Origin of the sequence: Sphingorhabdus sp. (assembly GCF_046154385.1) — a bacterium.
GTDB lineage: Bacteria > Pseudomonadota > Alphaproteobacteria > Sphingomonadales > Sphingomonadaceae > Sphingorhabdus_B.
Map to the genome: position 1 here is coordinate 1 of NZ_JBJXFW010000020.1, position 16179 is coordinate 16179.

The 16179-nt window shown below is 56.6% G+C and carries 22 protein-coding genes; 9 read left to right on the plus strand and 13 right to left on the minus strand.

From position 1 onward, the window contains the following. Positions 1-423, plus strand: a 423-nt coding sequence (locus tag ACKVOS_RS03935) for an SDR family NAD(P)-dependent oxidoreductase (protein WP_409210711.1), incomplete at its 5' end; no start/stop codon positions are given. After that, positions 423-1364 (plus strand): alpha/beta fold hydrolase, encoded by a 942-nt coding sequence (locus tag ACKVOS_RS03940; RefSeq protein ID WP_409210712.1) that lies wholly within the window; start codon positions 423-425, stop codon positions 1362-1364. The genes ACKVOS_RS03935 and ACKVOS_RS03940, both read left to right, overlap by 1 nt. Positions 1365-2046: 682 nt before the next feature. Here ACKVOS_RS03940 and ACKVOS_RS03945 read toward each other — a convergent pair. From ACKVOS_RS03945 to ACKVOS_RS03955, 3 genes are read right to left on the minus strand one after another with little or no spacing between them, the layout of a single operon-like run. Further along, positions 2047-2559 (minus strand): hypothetical protein, encoded by a 513-nt coding sequence (locus ACKVOS_RS03945; RefSeq protein WP_409210713.1) that lies wholly within the window; start codon positions 2557-2559, stop codon positions 2047-2049. Further along, complete coding sequence (locus ACKVOS_RS03950; RefSeq protein ID WP_409210714.1) at positions 2556-2948, minus strand: helix-turn-helix domain-containing protein; 393 nt, start codon at positions 2946-2948, stop codon at positions 2556-2558. The genes ACKVOS_RS03945 and ACKVOS_RS03950 overlap by 4 nt, the downstream gene beginning before the upstream one ends. After that, positions 2923-3387, minus strand: coding sequence for a hypothetical protein (locus tag ACKVOS_RS03955; protein ID WP_409210715.1), 465 nt, complete (start codon positions 3385-3387; stop codon positions 2923-2925). The genes ACKVOS_RS03950 and ACKVOS_RS03955 overlap by 26 nt, the downstream gene beginning before the upstream one ends. 500 nt (positions 3388-3887) lie before the next feature. On the opposite strand from ACKVOS_RS03955, the gene ACKVOS_RS03960 reads away from it, so the two are divergent. Then, positions 3888-5072 carry a tyrosine-type recombinase/integrase gene (locus tag ACKVOS_RS03960; RefSeq protein WP_409210716.1) on the plus strand — a complete coding sequence of 395 codons (1185 nt, stop codon included), beginning with the start codon at positions 3888-3890 and terminating at the stop codon, positions 5070-5072. Here ACKVOS_RS03960 and ACKVOS_RS03965 read toward each other — a convergent pair. The 9 genes from ACKVOS_RS03965 to ACKVOS_RS04005 all read right to left on the minus strand — a co-directional run bounded on the left by ACKVOS_RS03965 (position 5053) and on the right by ACKVOS_RS04005 (position 12801). Next, positions 5053-5241: a helix-turn-helix domain-containing protein gene (locus tag ACKVOS_RS03965; protein ID WP_409210717.1), complete on the minus strand. Its 189-nt coding sequence runs from the start codon at positions 5239-5241 to the stop codon at positions 5053-5055. The genes ACKVOS_RS03960 and ACKVOS_RS03965 overlap by 20 nt on opposite strands. Then, positions 5238-5444: a helix-turn-helix transcriptional regulator gene (locus ACKVOS_RS03970; protein ID WP_409210718.1), complete on the minus strand. Its 207-nt coding sequence runs from the start codon at positions 5442-5444 to the stop codon at positions 5238-5240. The genes ACKVOS_RS03965 and ACKVOS_RS03970 overlap by 4 nt, the downstream gene beginning before the upstream one ends. A gap of 25 nt (positions 5445-5469) precedes the next feature. Then, positions 5470-5979: a hypothetical protein gene (locus ACKVOS_RS03975; RefSeq protein ID WP_409210719.1), complete on the minus strand. Its 510-nt coding sequence runs from the start codon at positions 5977-5979 to the stop codon at positions 5470-5472. A gap of 93 nt (positions 5980-6072) precedes the next feature. Further along, positions 6073-6435, minus strand: a complete 363-nt coding sequence (locus ACKVOS_RS03980; RefSeq protein WP_409210720.1) for a copper-binding protein — start codon at positions 6433-6435, stop codon at positions 6073-6075. Further along, positions 6432-9560: an efflux RND transporter permease subunit gene (locus ACKVOS_RS03985; protein ID WP_409210721.1), complete on the minus strand. Its 3129-nt coding sequence runs from the start codon at positions 9558-9560 to the stop codon at positions 6432-6434. The genes ACKVOS_RS03980 and ACKVOS_RS03985 overlap by 4 nt, the downstream gene beginning before the upstream one ends. After that, complete coding sequence (locus ACKVOS_RS03990) at positions 9557-10792, minus strand: efflux RND transporter periplasmic adaptor subunit (RefSeq protein WP_409210722.1); 1236 nt, start codon at positions 10790-10792, stop codon at positions 9557-9559. Before ACKVOS_RS03990 ends, ACKVOS_RS03985 begins: the two co-directional genes overlap by 4 nt. After that, on the minus strand, positions 10789-12015 hold the full coding sequence (locus ACKVOS_RS03995; RefSeq protein ID WP_409210723.1) for a TolC family protein: 1227 nt from the start codon (positions 12013-12015) through the stop codon (positions 10789-10791). Before ACKVOS_RS03995 ends, ACKVOS_RS03990 begins: the two co-directional genes overlap by 4 nt. Before the next feature lie 79 nt (positions 12016-12094). Then, on the minus strand, positions 12095-12361 hold the full coding sequence (locus ACKVOS_RS04000; RefSeq protein WP_110300434.1) for a hypothetical protein: 267 nt from the start codon (positions 12359-12361) through the stop codon (positions 12095-12097). Positions 12362-12429: 68 nt separating this feature from the next. Then, entirely contained in the window at positions 12430-12801 is a 372-nt protein-coding gene (locus tag ACKVOS_RS04005) for a hypothetical protein (protein ID WP_409210724.1), read from the minus strand. Between the two features lie 275 nt (positions 12802-13076). On the opposite strand from ACKVOS_RS04005, the gene ACKVOS_RS04010 reads away from it, so the two are divergent. The 3 genes from ACKVOS_RS04010 (at position 13077) to ACKVOS_RS04020 (ending at position 13832) form a co-directional block, all read left to right on the plus strand. Next, complete coding sequence (locus ACKVOS_RS04010; RefSeq protein WP_409210725.1) at positions 13077-13205, plus strand: hypothetical protein; 129 nt, start codon at positions 13077-13079, stop codon at positions 13203-13205. A gap of 223 nt (positions 13206-13428) precedes the next feature. After that, positions 13429-13641, plus strand: coding sequence for a hypothetical protein (locus ACKVOS_RS04015; RefSeq protein WP_409210726.1), 213 nt, complete (start codon positions 13429-13431; stop codon positions 13639-13641). Continuing rightward, complete coding sequence (locus ACKVOS_RS04020; protein WP_409210727.1) at positions 13638-13832, plus strand: hypothetical protein; 195 nt, start codon at positions 13638-13640, stop codon at positions 13830-13832. The genes ACKVOS_RS04015 and ACKVOS_RS04020 overlap by 4 nt, the downstream gene beginning before the upstream one ends. A 16-nt stretch (positions 13833-13848) precedes the next feature. On the opposite strand, the gene ACKVOS_RS04025 is transcribed toward ACKVOS_RS04020, so the two are convergent. Continuing rightward, positions 13849-14256: a MerR family transcriptional regulator gene (locus ACKVOS_RS04025; RefSeq protein ID WP_409210728.1), complete on the minus strand. Its 408-nt coding sequence runs from the start codon at positions 14254-14256 to the stop codon at positions 13849-13851. 84 nt (positions 14257-14340) lie between these two features. On the opposite strand from ACKVOS_RS04025, the gene ACKVOS_RS04030 reads away from it, so the two are divergent. The 3 genes from ACKVOS_RS04030 to ACKVOS_RS04040 are packed head-to-tail and all read left to right on the plus strand — an operon-like array spanning position 14341 to position 16147. Beyond that, positions 14341-14967: a cation transporter gene (locus tag ACKVOS_RS04030; protein ID WP_409210729.1), complete on the plus strand. Its 627-nt coding sequence runs from the start codon at positions 14341-14343 to the stop codon at positions 14965-14967. Continuing rightward, positions 14964-15758, plus strand: coding sequence for a DUF3703 domain-containing protein (locus ACKVOS_RS04035; RefSeq protein WP_409210730.1), 795 nt, complete (start codon positions 14964-14966; stop codon positions 15756-15758). Before ACKVOS_RS04030 ends, ACKVOS_RS04035 begins: the two co-directional genes overlap by 4 nt. A 14-nt stretch (positions 15759-15772) precedes the next feature. Continuing rightward, positions 15773-16147, plus strand: coding sequence for a hypothetical protein (locus ACKVOS_RS04040; protein ID WP_409210731.1), 375 nt, complete (start codon positions 15773-15775; stop codon positions 16145-16147). The last annotated feature ends 32 nt before the right edge of the window (positions 16148-16179 follow it).

Sequence of the window (16179 nt, forward strand, 5' to 3'; positions counted from 1 at the left end):
GATCTCAACGTTTCTAGCGTGATCACGACGTTCCAGCTGGCGACGCGCTTTTGGCTGGAGAGTAAGCAGTCCGGTAAACTGATCGTAACATCGTCCGTCGCAGGGCTAATCGGTATCCCCTTTGCCAGTGGGTATTCGATGACAAAGGCCGCCGTGCAGGGATTGGTGCGCTCGCTCGCAATCGAATATGGGCGCGCGGGCATTCAGGTAAATGCGATATTACCCGGCTTCATTGAAACCGAAATGTCTCTTGATACGCCGCAGCATTTTCAAGATGCGGCAAAGCGCAGAGCTGCGTCTGGCGACATAGGCAAGCTTGAAGATATGGAAGGGATCGCCGTCTACCTCGCCTCCAACGAGAGCAAGTTTATGACCGGCCAATGCCTCGTCATTGATGGCGGACACACGATTTTTCCGATGTAATGCAACCCGATCCCGCCGTAGAGCACGCCAACAGAATCCGCACAGGCACGATTGCTTATCATGAAGGCTATGTCGGCGAAGGCGACGGCCGCCTTCATTTTGTCGAAGCGGGTGAGGGTCCGCTCATCATATTTTACCACGGGTTTCCGTCATTCTGGTATTGCTGGTTCAACCAGATGGAAATGTTGAAGGCCCGATATCGGGTGGTGGCAGTCGACGGTTTGGGTGCGGGCTTGTCCGCCAAGCCGGATACACTGGACGCTTATAGGGTCAAAAATCTTGCCAACCAGCTTGATGCTTTCGTGCGGTCAATTTACGATGATGGGCGGTTCATTCTGATTGGTCACGACTGGGGAGGTGCACTTTCTTTTGCTTATGCCCAAGCCTATCCCGAGCGGCTCGACGCAGTAATCGGGATGAGCGCGCCACCCTTTAATTTGTTCCTCGAACTCGTGCATACCAATACTGAACAGCAGACCAGATCGCAATATATGCAGCGATTTCGGGAGATAACGCTGCAAGATATTATCAATGACGGTTTGCCCAACCGTATATGGCAAGAGGCGTATGGCAAACTCATCTCGACCGGGATGCTGACGCATACCGAAGGCGAGTTGTTCCGTTCAGCCTTGGCGGACCCACGCGCTATTCATGGCGGAATGAACTGGTACCGCGCCAATTTGGCTGGCTTTACAGAAAGCGATCCATCTTACCAGTGGCCTGATCCAAAACTGAAGATCGAGGTTCCTTCAATGCTCATCTGGGGTGATGACGATACAACATTTGTCGAAGATTTTTTACCGCGGACTGCCGAGCAAGCCACCGGATTGTCGATCATTAGCCTACCCAATGTTGGACATTGGACATCGATGGAAGCGCCGGGAAGTGCCAACGCTGCCATTGAGAGCTTTCTATATTCACAATTGCATGTAACCAGTTAATGCGGAAACTCATGAAGATTTTTGCGCACGCGAAGATGTAACTAATGTTTCATATGCTGATCCGGCTTAATCTACAGGTGTGTTTTTCAAACTTTTTTAGTCCAAAGGTACGACAGTTTTCTAAGTGTTATCCGCATGAAATATTATCAAGTCGCCGTAAACGCCTCTTAGACCCAATATTCTGAACGGTTGACAGCTTGCCGTATGCGATGTCCAAAACCGAACAGTCAGGACTGTCCAACAAATCAGCCATATCAATCTTGCTGATGCAATGTCCGCTTATGGGGGAGCCAGCCGGCGCTTATAATAACTGCATTTGGGCGCAAAGCAGCCGTTCCCAGTCGTCCGCAATAGACGCTTCTGCAGTCTTTGTGTCAGCGCCGCTCACCTGCGCGCACGGAGGATAGTCCCGAACGCGGAATTGTAGACGGGTTGGATAAACGTGCTGATCCAATATCAGCGGGTGCGTATCCGCAAAGCTATGGATTTTTAAGAAATACACCGCACTAAATCGCACGATTGGGAATCCAGTAAGTGATTGGTAAGCAAAAAAGGCACGTTTTGTGGAATGGGCTGCAGCAAATGAGCGGTAACGCCCAGGTAGGCCTATTAGATGTTGCGCAGTGAATATCCGCCAAATTTTTGGAACAAATTAGCGAGCTCAATACTGCAGTTATGAGTTCTAAGCCTGCTCACCTGACGCAAGAGCATGTATGTCAGCGCCGACAGTCTCAATTGAGTCCGGCGAAGTATGGATAATCTGCAAGGCGCCAAGTCTCAGTTCGTCATTCCCTATGAACACTCTGACCTTCAGAGCGCATGGCTTTTCTATTTGAAAGCTCTCAAACTGTGCGTTTACACTAAATTGTATAAACGTTACGGCATCCGGCTCCAAATGCTGGTTAACTTGAGGAATTTTTTCAGGATCAACAGCCGGGATATCAACTTCGCAAACAAAGATTGGTTCGTCTTGATCGGTTCGAAAAACTTTAATGACCGGTTTTAGCGGATGCAAAGGAGGATTTAGTCGAAGCGTGATCGATGCACAAAGCTTCGGCAAAATAACAGGCAAATTTCCTGTGATAATCAGTTGGCTGTTGTAGATGCCAACTAATGTAGTTTTGCCGGTCACTTCATGGCGAATATCGTCGCAAAAAAGCGTGTAGCCATCCGGTGATGAAGGTTTTATGATCACATCTGAACTTCTAAAATTTGCTCAATTTTTACAGTCGAGCTGGCTTCAATACTATTCAGGCGATTCTGCTCATCCGTAATTATACCTGATGTCGATAAAGCTATATTGCATCCATGCCTTTGTTCAGGTCGCACTAGTTCGAACTCAATTTCTCGACCTAGGGCCCAAGCGATCTCAGCGATGCGGCCAAGGGTAATATCCTGTCGCCCATTCAATTCACGGCTAATGACGGATCGATGTACGCCAATAGCTGCCGCAACGCCGGATTGGTTTGCGCCAGTAAGTTCATTTTCCTCTACAAGCGCACGCTGCAGCGAGCGACGCACACGTGAAATGAAACGTCCTGCCGCGCGCCGGCTCGGGCTAATAGCAATCTGAAACGACGTCATGGGGATTATCTCCAGTAACAAATTTGGGCTCATCGAGATTTAACTCGTCCCGCCGCCAAACGGCCTGCCTACAATATCCTTGATACAGACCTATTTCTTTCACTCTTCCTGCTTCGTCACAATCGCTGACAACAAAACAATCCTTTTGTGTAAACCATCCAAATAATCGCAAATCTGCAGTCTTCAACTCCCAAATTCCGTCACCTAAATGCACAAGCGCCTTAAATCGTATCCCGACTTGGAGTTGCATGCCGGAGCAAAATTCATACAAAAGTGCATCTAGCTGTTCACTTGGTGTTTCTTCAATGTTCCAGTTCGAATCGGTATTAGGAAGGATTTCAGAGAGCCATTTACAGGCCTTTGGGAGCAGGTAAATGCGTCGCAACTCCAACTCTCTCGGACCTAAAACAGGGTCAACCTTAATCACTTCACCCGTCATAACCAGATCTAGTAGTGTTGCCATTTAAGTCAACACATCTTAATAGTAAATGAAAATTCAGCCAAAATCCGTAACAACAAAGTCAAACTTCCTTAATCTTCGCGCTTCAATAAAAAAGCAGCGCGATATTGCAGGGCACAGTGATAGACGGTTTCGATTCTGGCAAGTTCGTTGATTAGAAGGCGATTTAAGCCAGACAAAGAGGAATTGCTTCTAATGCTTACCAATTACTTATTGGCGGCAGAAAGCGCCACAGCGCCTTTCAAACCAATCACCGTAAGTATCTGAAAAAAATGGTAGACGCTGAGGCGCTATAACTTTCGTGTCAGGCGGTTTCAAGGCGTCTCTAAGTACACTGTAAAAACAACGATTTATGTTGTAGTTTGTTCGTGGTCGGTCGCCTTGATTTGCCTGAATTCTCGCTGAAATGTGGGAAGGATCGTGGGACCGAAATACCGCCGGTTTTGGCGGTATGGTTTCCTGTCAGGGAATCGAACTTTATGGCGCTAACAGTTTTAAAAGTGAAGAATGCGAAGCCCGGTCGCCATGTCGACGGCAGGGGCCTGTGCTTGGTTGTCAAACCGAGCGGTTCGCGCACTTGGGTCTTGCGAATGCAACTTAACGGGCAACGCCGCGACTATGGCATGGGGTCAGCGTATGACGTGCCACTTGCAGATGCGCGAACGGCAGCGGCAGAATTGCGTCGTCGGGTACGCGATGGCTATGACCCCGTCGCAGAACGCCAAAAGGCTCGAAGAATCATACCGAGCTTTGAGACCGCGACACGGGCTTGCCACGAAACCTTGGGAGATGGATGGAAGGACGGTCATCATTCTCGCTGGCTATCTGGTTTCGAACGGCATGTGTTTTCCCGCATCGGCAAAAAGCCGGTCGATAGGGTGGACAGCGCGTGTGTCGTCGAAGTGCTCTCACCTATCTGGCTGGAAATTCCAGAAACTGCGCGGCGCATCCTTCAGCGGATTGGCGTGGTGCTGGACTTCGCGCACATCAAAGGATGGATTTCCGGAGAGGTTTCTCTGCGCTCCGTGCGGAAGGGGCTGCCCCGGCAAACCGAAAAGGCCGGGCACTTCATCGCCATGCCCTATGCTGACGTTCCGGAGCTGATGACGAGGCTAGTGGCCGCCGCGCCGACGACAGGACGCGACGCTTTACGCTTCACCATCTATAACGCAGTCAGGTCGAACGAGACGCGCTTTGCCGTGTGGAGCGAGTTCGACCTCGACAAAGCCATCTGGACGATCCCTGGCGAGCGTATGAAGGCCCGCGAGACACATATCGTGCCGCTCTCATTGCCCGTTGTGGCGTTGCTTCGAAGGCGATGGAATGAGCGAACTAGCGACGATGGGCTTGTTTTTTCGAATAGCGGTAAAAAGCCGATCAGCGACATGACTATGACCAAGCTGCTGCGTGATGACGGCATAACGGGCGTGACCGTGCACGGCTTTCGTTCTGCGTTCGCCGATTGGGCGGCGGAAACTACGGCCTTTCCGAAGGAGGTCGTCGAAAAGGCACTGGCGCACAAGCTGCCCAACCGGGTCGAAGCTGCGTATCGCCGCACCGACTTTTTCGAAAAGCGCCGCGACTTGATGGCGCGTTGGGCTGCGCATCTCGACACGGCCCCCGCAGAGGCAGTCGAAGCTACTCCTATGCGCGAAGCCGCGTAACGAGCGCGCGCAGACTTGCCGTTGTAACGCGCGTCGATTTGCCGAGCTTCACAACTTCAATCTGGTTTGTCGCAATCAGCTCATACAGCTTGGTGCGACCGACGCCGATCATGCGAGCAGCGTCGTTTACCCTCACGCATATCGGGTCGGGAGGAAGCGGCGCAATCATGACACGGCGCTTTCGTTGCGGAAGCTGACCGGATCGGCGATCCAGCGGTTGACGGCGGACTCGCGCCAGCCAGCACCATGAATGCTGATCCTAACCTGACTCGGGAAGGTGCCTTCGGCGATCTTGCGATACATGGTTGAACGGGAAAGACCGGTTCGTGCCAAAACGGTTTTCAGTCGGATAATTCTTTCGTGTTCGGACATGGGATAGAGTTCCATTCTTTGACAGTCATTGGCTCCCCATGAGCAAAGAATTGGCAAGGTTGATCGGCCGCGCAAGAGCGTTTTTGGGGACAGTGAGCGCGCGCAAAGCAAAAACAGCAGTGGGTAGTGAATAGCTGCGGATGGTTAGAGAAACGTGGGTCTGATTATGGACGGCTGGATTGGAGATCTGTGGCGAGGGGGAAAAACTCGGGATCGGGCTAGCAGGCCTGCAATGGTCATTGATTTTGGCCTTGCCTGGCATCGATTCTCTTCGGCAGGCGACGGATTCTGCGCACGAGTCGGACATGCTGCCGTGCGGCCCTGTCCTGCCAAACGAATGACTTTTACCGCACACCTCTCTCGGTTCCGCCCCGAACAAACATGGGATATCGAAGTCAGACGTTCCTATTGGCAGGTGTTCTACGCCATACCGCAAAGGACAAGGCACATTTTCCTGATGCACCTGCTGCGTCGCATGATTTACAATGAAATCGCCCAGCAACTTGGCATCACAAACCACGGTGTCGAATGACATATGATGCAGCCATTGGTAAGGTGCCGATTGGCGGTCGCTGCATCAGAGTGACAAAGACACCCCATGATGCGAACAACAGCTTTCGGCAATGCCTCAGCGGTCAGCTCTGGTAATATTGGTTATTTCTCCTGTCTTGCCATCCCATTTCATTTCGAACGATACTGTATCGCCGACCACGATCCCTTCCAACTCGCTCGGCTTCACACCAAACCCCATTTTCATTGCGGGCCATTCGAGTTCGGCAATAGGTCCATGATTTAGCGTGATCTTGCCAGCGGCAGCATCAATTGCTGCCACAGTGCCGCTGCCCTTGGCCATTTTCGCCTCAGCGGGCATAGCCATATCGCCCATCGTGTCCGCGGCGGCATCTGCCTTGGGCGCTTCGGTGGACTTGTCGCAGGCCGACAGTGCAAGTGGCAGTGCAAGCAACGTCGTCATCAAAACTGTCTTCTTCATATACGGTCTCCTTGGTGTTGAACTTGTGCGCGGCGGCGCATTAGCAAATAAGCTGCCGGAATAATAAGCATTGAGAGCAACGGCGCAGTAAGCATCCCACCGATCATGGGTGCCGCAATCCGGCTCATCACTTCTGAACCAGTTCCCCCGCCTATCAAGATGGGAAATAACCCAGCAAGAATTACTGCAACTGTCATCGCCTTTGGCCGGACGCGCATTAGCGCGCCTTCGCGGACGGCTATATCGACATCTTCCGGTTTGTGTTCGGCGAGCGCGTGCTTGAGGTAGATCAGCATCACCACCCCGAACTCGGCAGAAACCCCCGCCAGTGCGATGAATCCGACGCCGGTTGCAACCGACTGATTATAGCCGAGCAGATAGAGCAGCCAGACCCCGCCGGTCAGCGCAAATGGGAGCGTTGCCATAATGAGCGCAGCTTCATCCCAGCGCCGGAACGTCGCGTAAAGCAGTGCGAAGATGATGAGCAATGTTGCCGGGACAACGATCTTCAACCGCTGTGTTGCGCGCTCAAGAAATTCAAACTGTCCGGTATAGGCGACACTGATTCCGGGCGGCAGCTTCACCTTTTCTGCCACAGCCCTTTGCAAATCACCGACAATCTCAGTCAGCGCGCGGCCTCGCCCGTCGATATAAACCCAAGTTGCGGGGCGGCCATTTTCACTGCGCAGCATGGGCGGGCCGTTGGTGATGCGGACATCGGCCACCGTTCCGAGCGTAATTTGCTGGCGTGAAGGCGTCAGCACTGGAAGGTTGATGATGTCGTCCAGACTGTCGCGGATTTCGCGGGGGTAGCGGACGTTAATGGGATAGCGGGCCAGCCCTTCGACGGTTTGCCCGATCACCTCGCCGCCGATTACGCCTGATACTATGGCCTGCACATCGGCGACATTCATGCCATAGCGCGCGGCGCTCGCACGGTTGATTGCAACATCAATATAGCGGCCACCCGAAAGCCGTTCAGCCAGCGCCGAGCTGATTCCCGGCACAGTCTTTGCGACCGCCTCGATCTCGCGCGCGGTGCGGTCAATCTCGTCGAGGTTCGAGCCGGACACCTTGATACCGATCGGGCTTTTGATACCCGTCGCCAGCATATCAATCCGGTTGCGGATCGGCGGAATCCAGAAATTGGCAAGACCCGGCACTTTGACGACATCATCGAGCGCGTCGATCAGCTTGTCTTGCGTCATACCTGCGCGCCATTCGCTCTTGGGCTTGAACCGGATCGTCGTTTCAAACATTTCGAGCGGGGCCGGGTCGGTTGCGGTATCGGCGCGGCCTGCCTTGCCGAACACGCTTTCCACCTCTGGGACTGTCTTGATGAGGCGGTCGGTTTGCTGGAGAAGCATCGAGGCCTTGGCTGTCGAAATGCCCGGAAGTGCGGAGGGCATATACAGCAAATCGCCTTCGTTCATTTGCGGCATGAACTCGCCGCCGGTCTGCCATATCGGCCACAGGCTGGATGCGAATACGAGGCCAGCAAACAGCAAGGCTTGCTTGGGCTTCTCCAATACCCAATCGAGCGCGGGCCGGTAAATGCGGGTCAGCCAGCGGTTGATCGGGTTGCTGTCTTCGGCAGGAATCCTGCCCCGGATGAGCCAGCCCATCAGCACCGGAACCAGCGTAATCGAGAGAATTGCTGCCGCTGCCATCGCATAGGTCTTGGTAAAAGCAAGCGGCGCAAACAGCCGCCCTTCCTGCCCCTGCAAAGAGAAGATGGGGATGAACGAGAATGTGATGATGAGCAGGCTGAGGAACAACGCTGGCCCCACTTCGGCGGCGGCATCCGTGATGACTCGCCAGCGTTCCTCGCCCTTCAATTCCCTGTCAGGATTGTCATGCGCCCAGCGTTCGAGATGCTTGTGGGCGTTCTCGATCATCACAACCGCTGCATCGACCATCGCGCCGATAGCAATCGCGATGCCGCCGAGTGACAGGATGTTGGCGTTCAACCCTTGCACCCGCATCACGATGAACGCGATCAGGATGCCAAGCGGTAGCGTCAGGATCGCTACAAGTGCCGAACGGGCGTGCCATAGGAACAGCCCGCAGACCAGCGCGACAATCGCAAATTCCTCGAACAATTTGGACGTGAGATTCTCGACCGCGCGGTCGATGAGGCCCGAACGGTCATAAGTGGTGACAATCTCGACCCCCTTAGGAAGACCAGCCTTCAATTCTGCCAGCTTGGCTCGCACGCCTTCGATGACTTCGCGGGCGTTCTTGCCCTGCCGCATGACGATCACGCCGCCCGCGACTTCGCCTTCGCCATTCAGTTCGGCAATCCCGCGTCGCATGTCGGGACCGATTTGCACCGTCGCGACATCACCGACCGTGACAGCTATGCCGCCTGACGCACTGCGCACCGGCACAGCGCGGAAATCATCCAGTGTTTTGAGATACCCTGTGGCGCGGACGACATATTCGGCCTCGGCCATTTCGACGACCGCACCGCCTGTTTCCTGATTGGCGCGTTTCAGGGCGTCGGAGACTTCGCTTGCTGTGACACCGTAGGAGGCAAGTTTCTGCGGATCGACCACGACCTGATATTGTTTGACCATCCCGCCTATGCTGGCGACTTCGGCCACACCGGGAACAGCCTTCAACTCATAGCGTAGGAACCAGTCCTGAATGCTGCGGAGCTGCGCTAGATCATGCCGCCCGGTCTTATCGACCAACGCATATTCGTAAATCCAGCCTACGCCAGTCGCGTCGGGGCCGAGTGAGGCGGTCGCACCCGTTGGCAAGCGACCCTGCACTTGGGATAGATATTCCAGAACGCGACTCCGCGCCCAATACAAGTCCGTGCCATCCTCGAACAGCACATAGACAAAGCTGTCGCCGACAAACGAATAACCGCGCACCACCCGCGCGCCGGGAACCGACAGCATCGTCGTTGTCAGCGGATATGTGACCTGATTCTCGACAATCTGCGGCGCTTGGCCCGGATAAGTCGTGCGGATGATGACCTGCACATCGGAGAGATCTGGCAGTGCATCGACAGGCGTTGTTCGCACCGCGCCGATGCCGATGATGGTCAGGACGAGTGCCGCAACCACGACCAGCCCGCGCGTCTTGACCGACCAGCGGATGATAGCTTCAATCACTTGGCACCACCGAGCGGGCGAACTTCGATGCCGGTCAGGCTGGCTTCGGAATCGAGCAGGAACTGACCCGACGCGACAACTTTCTCGCCAACGGCCAAGCCTTCGATAATTTCCGTCTGTCCACCGCCTTCGCGGCCCGTTCTTATTTCCGCCGGATGATAACGGCCATCTCCCATTGCCAGCATCACGATCGTGCGTGTGCCGGTGCGGATGACGGCTTCGCTTGGAACGAGCAGCGCTGGCCTTGCATCACCGCCGAGCGCCACGCCTGCAAACATGCCTGGGCGAAGACGACCGCCGCGGTTGGCAAGCTCGATACGGACAGTAAGCGTCCGACTATCCGCTTGCGCGGTTGGCAGGACAGCGATGATCCGTCCGCCAAATGTCTCTCCCGGAAACGCGGTGAGGGTCGCGGTGGCACTTTGCCCGATGCGAACCGCGCCCGCCTGCGCTTCGGGAACAGCGGCATTGAGCCATACCGTGCCAAGCCCCGTTACTTGTGCCAAGGTCTGGCCTGCCCCAAGCGTGACGCCTTGCCGCGCATCGAGTGTCTGGATTACCCCTGAAATCGGTGACGTGATGGTGATCGTGCCATTGGTGCGCCCGCTGCGTTCAACGCCAGAAATCAGACCGTCCGACATTCCCATCAACCGCAACCGCTGGCGCGCGGCGGCAGTCAAATCGGGCCTGCCGAGGCGCTTAACGCTCAAAAACTCGGTCTGTGCGCCGCCCCATTCGGGCAATTGCACATCGGCAATCGGCGCGCCTGCACGCACCACGTCTCCGGGCGCGCGGGCATAGACGCGAGACACGAAACCGCCCGAGCGCGCCTGAATGATCGCTACATCGCGTTGGTTGAAATCAATGGTGCCGGTGACGTTGAGCGTAGCGGCAAGACTTCCCATTTGTGCGGGAACAATACGGATACCCAGATTCTGCATGGCAGACGGGTCAATGCTAACGCCCTGCGCCGCCCCAGTAGCCGCCGCGCCGCCATCGGCACATTTGGGTTCAAGCTCCATATCCATGAACGGCGATTTTCCGGGCTTGTCGAATTTTTGCTGCGGAAACATCGGATCGTAGTAATAAAGAGCCTCGCAGCCATCTGCGCTTTTAGCAGGCGCAGCAGGAGCATCCCCGCGCTGACCCAGATAATATCCACCACCACCTGCAATCAAAGTCGCAGCCAGTATTCCAGCACGCCACCGTGCTGCGTGTGTCGTGTCGGTCATGGCCGATCTCCCGCATAAGTTAAGTTGATACGAATAGCGTCGCGGGCAACTTCGGCCTGGCGCACGAGTAAATCGACTTCGGCCTCGGCAACCGTGAGTGTTGCCAGCAACGCCGTTCCCAGATCGACGGTGCCAGCACCGTAGCTGTCAAAATCGAGCTTTGCCCGCTTCCGGGCAAGAGGCACCAGATTGTCACGCGCATTTTCCATACGCGCATGGTGCATCGCGTGTTCGGCCAGATCGCCTTCCAGCGCCGCAATCGCTTCGCGTTCACCGGCTAACCGATCAAACCGCGCGCGTTCGGCTTCGCTTGCCCGAGCCGCAATTCTGGGGTCTTGGCGCTTGCGCCCGAACAACGGCAGGTCAATCGAGACACCGACCGAGAACAGATCACCGTAGTTGGGTTCACGGCGACCGTAAGTTGCGCTGACCTTCCAATCAGGCGTCTTGTCGGCGCGGGCGAGCCGCGTTTCGGCATCCATCGCGGCAGTTTGGGCGTCAAGCGCGCGCAGACTTGGCAGATCGCTAACGCCTGCGAGCAACGCGCTGCGGTTGATTGTTAGTTCGGGCGGCGCTCCAGCGACCGATGGGTTGGGATCACCGGTATAGCGTGACAGCCTTGCCCGAGCTTTCGCAATTTCTGCCATCAATGCACTGCGGCGATCATTCACCTGAGCGCGCAATTGGTCTGGTTCGAGGGATTGAGAAGGCCGCGCACTGCCCGAGGTAAGCCGCGCGGTTACCGTCGATTGGAGATCACTGAGGCTTTCGTCGAGCAATTTGAGTTCGTTCAGTTGCCGCTCTCCGTAATAGAGATCGACCCAAGCGAGCGCAGTTTCCAAACGGATGTTCCGCGCCTCCACCTCAACCCCGGTTTCGGCGATGCCAATATCAGCACCCGCCCGCGCGGCGCGTGCGTGGCGTTTGGCAGGATTGATGAACTGTTGGCTCACGCCAATCGTCGTCATCGTGAAGTCATCACGATTGAAGCGTCCTGCATCTGGTCCTGTTACGGGAAAATCCCGGATGCCGACGTCCAGCGTCGGATCGGGCAGCCGGTCAGCCGCAATCGCGGCAGACTGTGCGGCGGTAACGCCTGCCTCACGCCCTTTCAGACTCGGAGCCTCGCTTTGCGCGCGCTGAAGCGCAGCGTCGAACGTCAGCGGTTCGGCATGAAGCGTTGCAGGCAACAAAAGCAACGCCGCGCCAATAAACTTACGCATGAAATATCCCCCTTTTACCGTGAGAGCCGAACAGGACCGCCCCGGCCCACGCTCGCAGCGCAGGCCGGGACGACATCCGTCAGCCTTTGGAGGGAGAAGCGCCCTTGCCGGGCATCATCATGCAATCGGCGGCAGCGACCTTCATCATGTCGCAATCGCAATTGGCCATCTTGGTCTGGTCATCCTTGACCCAGACCCGAACGCGCGATGGCAGGTTCGACTTGTTCGGACCCGGAGTGGGGCGTGATTGCCATTCATAGTGGCCGGGGCCGCGATCATTTGCCGCTTGAGCCGATACGGAGGTGAATGCCGCAAGTGTTGCAGCGATTGTCAGTAAAATTTTCATGTTGAATATCCTTGGTTGAATCAATTTTGCGCCCGCAGCAGCATCAAAGCTACCGAACGCCGGTTGGTTCAGCCAAGGATAGAGGGGGGATCGGGTATGGGAGCTTCGTTGCGCCCGATCAGGACCGGGCTTGCAGCCAAGTCAAAGGAAGAAGTGGCGCTGACCGGCGCATCAACGGCAATTGGCAATGCGCCAAGCCCCACCAGCGACGTGCAGCCGACCATCGCAAAGCAGCCAGCCTTCATATCCTTGCAGGGTGGCGCATTGTCGCGCGATTGCTTTTCGGCTTCCATGCAGTCCGCCATGCCCGCCATCGCCGAGGCGGCGGCGCTCTGCTCCTGCTGCATTTCAGCGCAAGGCGGCGACGCATAGGCCACGCCCTGCCACAAGAGGCCAAGCATGGCCCCAAGCAGCAAGAGATGGCGTAACAACGTTTTCATTCGATACCTGAAATGGGCGGATGGCTCACGATTGTCAATTCGCATGATATGTGACGAAAGTTACGCCGCCCAGTTCGATGTCGAACTATGCCGAAGCGAAAGGAGTTTGCGAAAGTAATTAGCGCTGCCCGTCGGGCAACCTGCTCTATTCGCTGCGCGCACCAAGCCTGTAGTCTTGGCCCTTCGGGTGACGATCAGGAGCGTGGGATGATGAGCGGGAATTTCTAAGGTCGCACTCTTTCCCGCGCTTCGCGCTCCTGAGGGTGCGGCGTTTTTTGGCTGACCCGCTGGCGCTCTTGCCACTCTCCTTGCCGGATGCCCGCTGGCCCACAGGCCCGGGCGCAGGGCGGCCGGTTGGCGTCGTTTTGTGCAAGGGTGCCGTTGTTTTGCCGCGTGGCGGCTAGGGGAGGCTTACCGCCTCCATTCATTTGATTGGGTGGGAACGCCAAGGGCTTTGCCCTCTCGTTCCCAAAGCAGAATAGCCACCCCCGTGTGGCGGTCGCTCTGCGTCCGCTGGCCCGCGCCAAGGGTTTCGATTCAGCTTTCCCTCCCTCTCCCATCCTCGCCGGAAGGCAGAGCCGCATGCCGCAGCCAGTGCGGCTTCGCCACAAGGAAGGAAGGTTTGAGATGACCGATTTGCTTTTGAACTATCGTGCTTGCGGCGCGGAGTGCCGCGACGATTATCTGCGAGGTTTGGCCAACGAGAATGGCTTGCCGCTGGAGTGCGTTCAGAAGATTGCCGAGCGGCTGGGTGAGCGCGAGGATTTTGGCGCGTTGGTTTTGATATGTGAGGAACGCCACGCGAGGCGCGCCAATCAAGCACAGGGGCGCATGCAATGAGCGCCTGTCACCGCAAGCGCATCGGAGTTGCAGACGACACCGGCCAGATGATGATTGCAGGCATTCCGCGCGTCAGCCTTGGCGAGCGCCTTACATGGACCGCGCAGCAGCCGATGCAGCCCAAGCGCGAGCAACGCCCGCTCGACATCGGGTTTTGGGACCCGATGCGCAATCAATTGGAGATGTTTTGAGTCGCCCAACAAGGGGTTAAATGAAATCGGCTTTTATACGCGGCCCCAATGTTTCGATAATTTTGCAATCGGCGACCGTCCCGTGTCGGCAAGAGCCGATCACACGGTCGAGTTCATTGCGGAGCGCGGTCAAATCAGTAACCTTGCGGTCGATTTCGGTGAGGTGAACGCGCGCGATGCCATCGACTGCCTCACAGGATTGCGCCTTGTCGTCCGAAAGTGTGAGCAATTCCCGCACAGCTTCCAGCGTAAAACCGAGGTCACGCGCGCGGCGAATGAACGAGAGGCGGGCCAAATGTTCGCTGCCATAGGCGCGGTAATTGGCCGACGTCCGCGCGGGCGGCGGCAGCAGGCCGATCTTTTCATAATAGCGCACCGTTTCGACCTTGGTTGCGGTTGCACTCGCGAGTTCGCCGATTTTCACTGCCCAATCCTTAGTGCTTGACCCTGTAGTTGCTACAGGGTGTAGATAGATGTCCGACTCGGGATTTGTCGAGAAGGATGTTGAATGGCGGACAGTTGTTGCGAAAGCGCGTGCGGGAGCGAAACGGCCAAGGCCGATCCGCGCTGGCGGCGCATTCTTTGGAGCGCGCTGATCGTCAACGCCGCCATGTTCTTCGTTGAAATGGGAGCAGGCGCGGCGGCGGATAGCCGCGCGCTTCAAGCCGATGCGCTCGATTTTCTCGGCGATGCCGCCAACTATGCAGTCAGTCTGGCGGTCGTCGGGGCGGCTCTGGCATGGCGGGCGCGGGCGGCCATGCTAAAATCGCTGTTCATGCTTGGCTTTGCAGCCTGGGTTTTTGGCAGCGCGGTGCTTGCTTTCATCAACGGAACCGCACCGGACCCGGCCTTGATGGGCGCAATCGGCGCATTGGCGCTAACCGCGAACGTCGGTGTTGCCTTGATGCTATACCGCTACCGCACAGGCGATGCGAACATGCGTTCGGTCTGGATATGCTCGCGCAACGATGCCATTGGCAATGTCGCAGTGATAATGGCGGCGCTCGGCGTATTTGGCACCGGCAGCGCATGGCCTGACCTGATTGTTGCTTCGATCATGGCGGGACTTGCGCTCACTGGCGGCGTTCAGGTGTTCCTGCAGGCGAACGCCGAATTGCGGACAGTTGCGGCGTGAAAGTTTTCCGCTCGACAAGGATCGACCTGCCGCCCGCGACGGTTTGGGCCGAGGTTCAGACCGCACCCCTGTTGCAGCATATTGCTTGGCCGATGGTGCGCTTCATTCCTGTTGGCGAAACCTCGCTCGACGCATTCCGGCCCGGTGGGCGCTATCAGGTCAAGCTGCGTCTGTTCGGGTTTATGCCTTTCGGAACGCAGTGGATTGTGACTTCGCTCCACGAGCCTGAAACGGGCGATTGGCCGAAGCGATTGCGCGACAATGGTTACAGCGCGCTAATTGCCAAGTGGGACCATTGGATTACAGTTGCACCAGATGGCAGCGGCGGAACGCATTACAGCGATGACGTCGAAATCTCCGCCGGAATATTGATGCCGTTCATTTGGGGGTTTGCCCAGATTTTCTATTGGCACAGGCAGCGGCGATGGCGCGGGCTTGCGCAGACGTTGCGGATGCGCCGCGTCATCGCGGATGAAATGATCATATTTCGCGCCGCGCGGGCGTCTGGGGAGCAGGCCGCTGCATGGCGGCACCTCGAACGAGCGCACATCGTATCGCAGCCGCATTTGGGGCTGCATCTGGCCAGTCATTGGTCGATGCTCGGCTTTGCGGTCGAGTTGCGCGACTGGCGTGAGACGGTAGGGCAGGTCGTCCGGCTTGCGCTCGCGCCGCTTGGTGCGCTGACCGGGCGCATCCCTGTCGGCAACACCGGGCGCTCGAACGTCAGCGCGTTCCAGCCAATGCCAGTGCCGCAAGATCTAGCTACCAAGATCGAGACTACATCAAAGTGACCAATTTGTTGCCGATGCTACGCCGTGATGCTACCGGCAAATCAATGCGGGGTCGCTTCGTCTCTTTATTGGTACTGTTTGCTGTTTTGTTCAGCGGCTTGGTCGTGCCTGCAACCGCACATGCCGAAGATGCTATGGCCGCGCATGGCAGCGAAATGTTCGCAATGCTCGAACATGCCGAGGACACCGATCATGGCGACAGCCACGAGCAGACCGGTGAAGAACCCTGCCATGTCGTCAGCCATCATCATTGCAGTATTGCCTTGGCCACCGAGGCACCGTCGCTGACATTAGGCCTCTCATTAAGTAACGCCCGCACATTGGCCCGCGCCGCGACCGCCATGTCGTCCTTTTCGCAGGCTCCGCCAACCGAGCCACCTGCCGCCTGAACCTGACCGCCTGCGCGGCTGACGCTGCGCAT

Bases quoted from the DNA above. Each gene is read 5' to 3' on its own strand.
- ACKVOS_RS03990 (WP_409210722.1), bottom strand. From the start codon at position 10,792: ATGACCGACACGACACACGCAGCACGGTGGCGTGCTGGAATACTGGCT.
- ACKVOS_RS04015 (WP_409210726.1), top strand. From the start codon at position 13,429: ATGACCGATTTGCTTTTGAACTATCGTGCTTGCGGCGCGGAGTGCCGC.
- ACKVOS_RS03965 (WP_409210717.1), bottom strand. From the start codon at position 5,241: ATGATTGCGCCGCTTCCTCCCGACCCGATATGCGTGAGGGTAAACGAC.
- ACKVOS_RS03980 (WP_409210720.1), bottom strand. From the start codon at position 6,435: ATGAAGAAGACAGTTTTGATGACGACGTTGCTTGCACTGCCACTTGCA.
- ACKVOS_RS03940 (WP_409210712.1), top strand. From the start codon at position 423: ATGCAACCCGATCCCGCCGTAGAGCACGCCAACAGAATCCGCACAGGC.
- ACKVOS_RS04030 (WP_409210729.1), top strand. From the start codon at position 14,341: ATGGCGGACAGTTGTTGCGAAAGCGCGTGCGGGAGCGAAACGGCCAAG.
- ACKVOS_RS03970 (WP_409210718.1), bottom strand. From the start codon at position 5,444: ATGTCCGAACACGAAAGAATTATCCGACTGAAAACCGTTTTGGCACGA.
- ACKVOS_RS04005 (WP_409210724.1), bottom strand. From the start codon at position 12,801: ATGAAAACGTTGTTACGCCATCTCTTGCTGCTTGGGGCCATGCTTGGC.
- ACKVOS_RS03960 (WP_409210716.1), top strand. From the start codon at position 3,888: ATGGCGCTAACAGTTTTAAAAGTGAAGAATGCGAAGCCCGGTCGCCAT.
- ACKVOS_RS03995 (WP_409210723.1), bottom strand. From the start codon at position 12,015: ATGCGTAAGTTTATTGGCGCGGCGTTGCTTTTGTTGCCTGCAACGCTT.
- ACKVOS_RS03950 (WP_409210714.1), bottom strand. From the start codon at position 2,948: ATGACGTCGTTTCAGATTGCTATTAGCCCGAGCCGGCGCGCGGCAGGA.
- ACKVOS_RS04020 (WP_409210727.1), top strand. From the start codon at position 13,638: ATGAGCGCCTGTCACCGCAAGCGCATCGGAGTTGCAGACGACACCGGC.
- ACKVOS_RS03975 (WP_409210719.1), bottom strand. From the start codon at position 5,979: ATGTCATTCGACACCGTGGTTTGTGATGCCAAGTTGCTGGGCGATTTC.
- ACKVOS_RS04000 (WP_110300434.1), bottom strand. From the start codon at position 12,361: ATGAAAATTTTACTGACAATCGCTGCAACACTTGCGGCATTCACCTCC.
- ACKVOS_RS04040 (WP_409210731.1), top strand. From the start codon at position 15,773: ATGCTACGCCGTGATGCTACCGGCAAATCAATGCGGGGTCGCTTCGTC.
- ACKVOS_RS03955 (WP_409210715.1), bottom strand. From the start codon at position 3,387: ATGACGGGTGAAGTGATTAAGGTTGACCCTGTTTTAGGTCCGAGAGAG.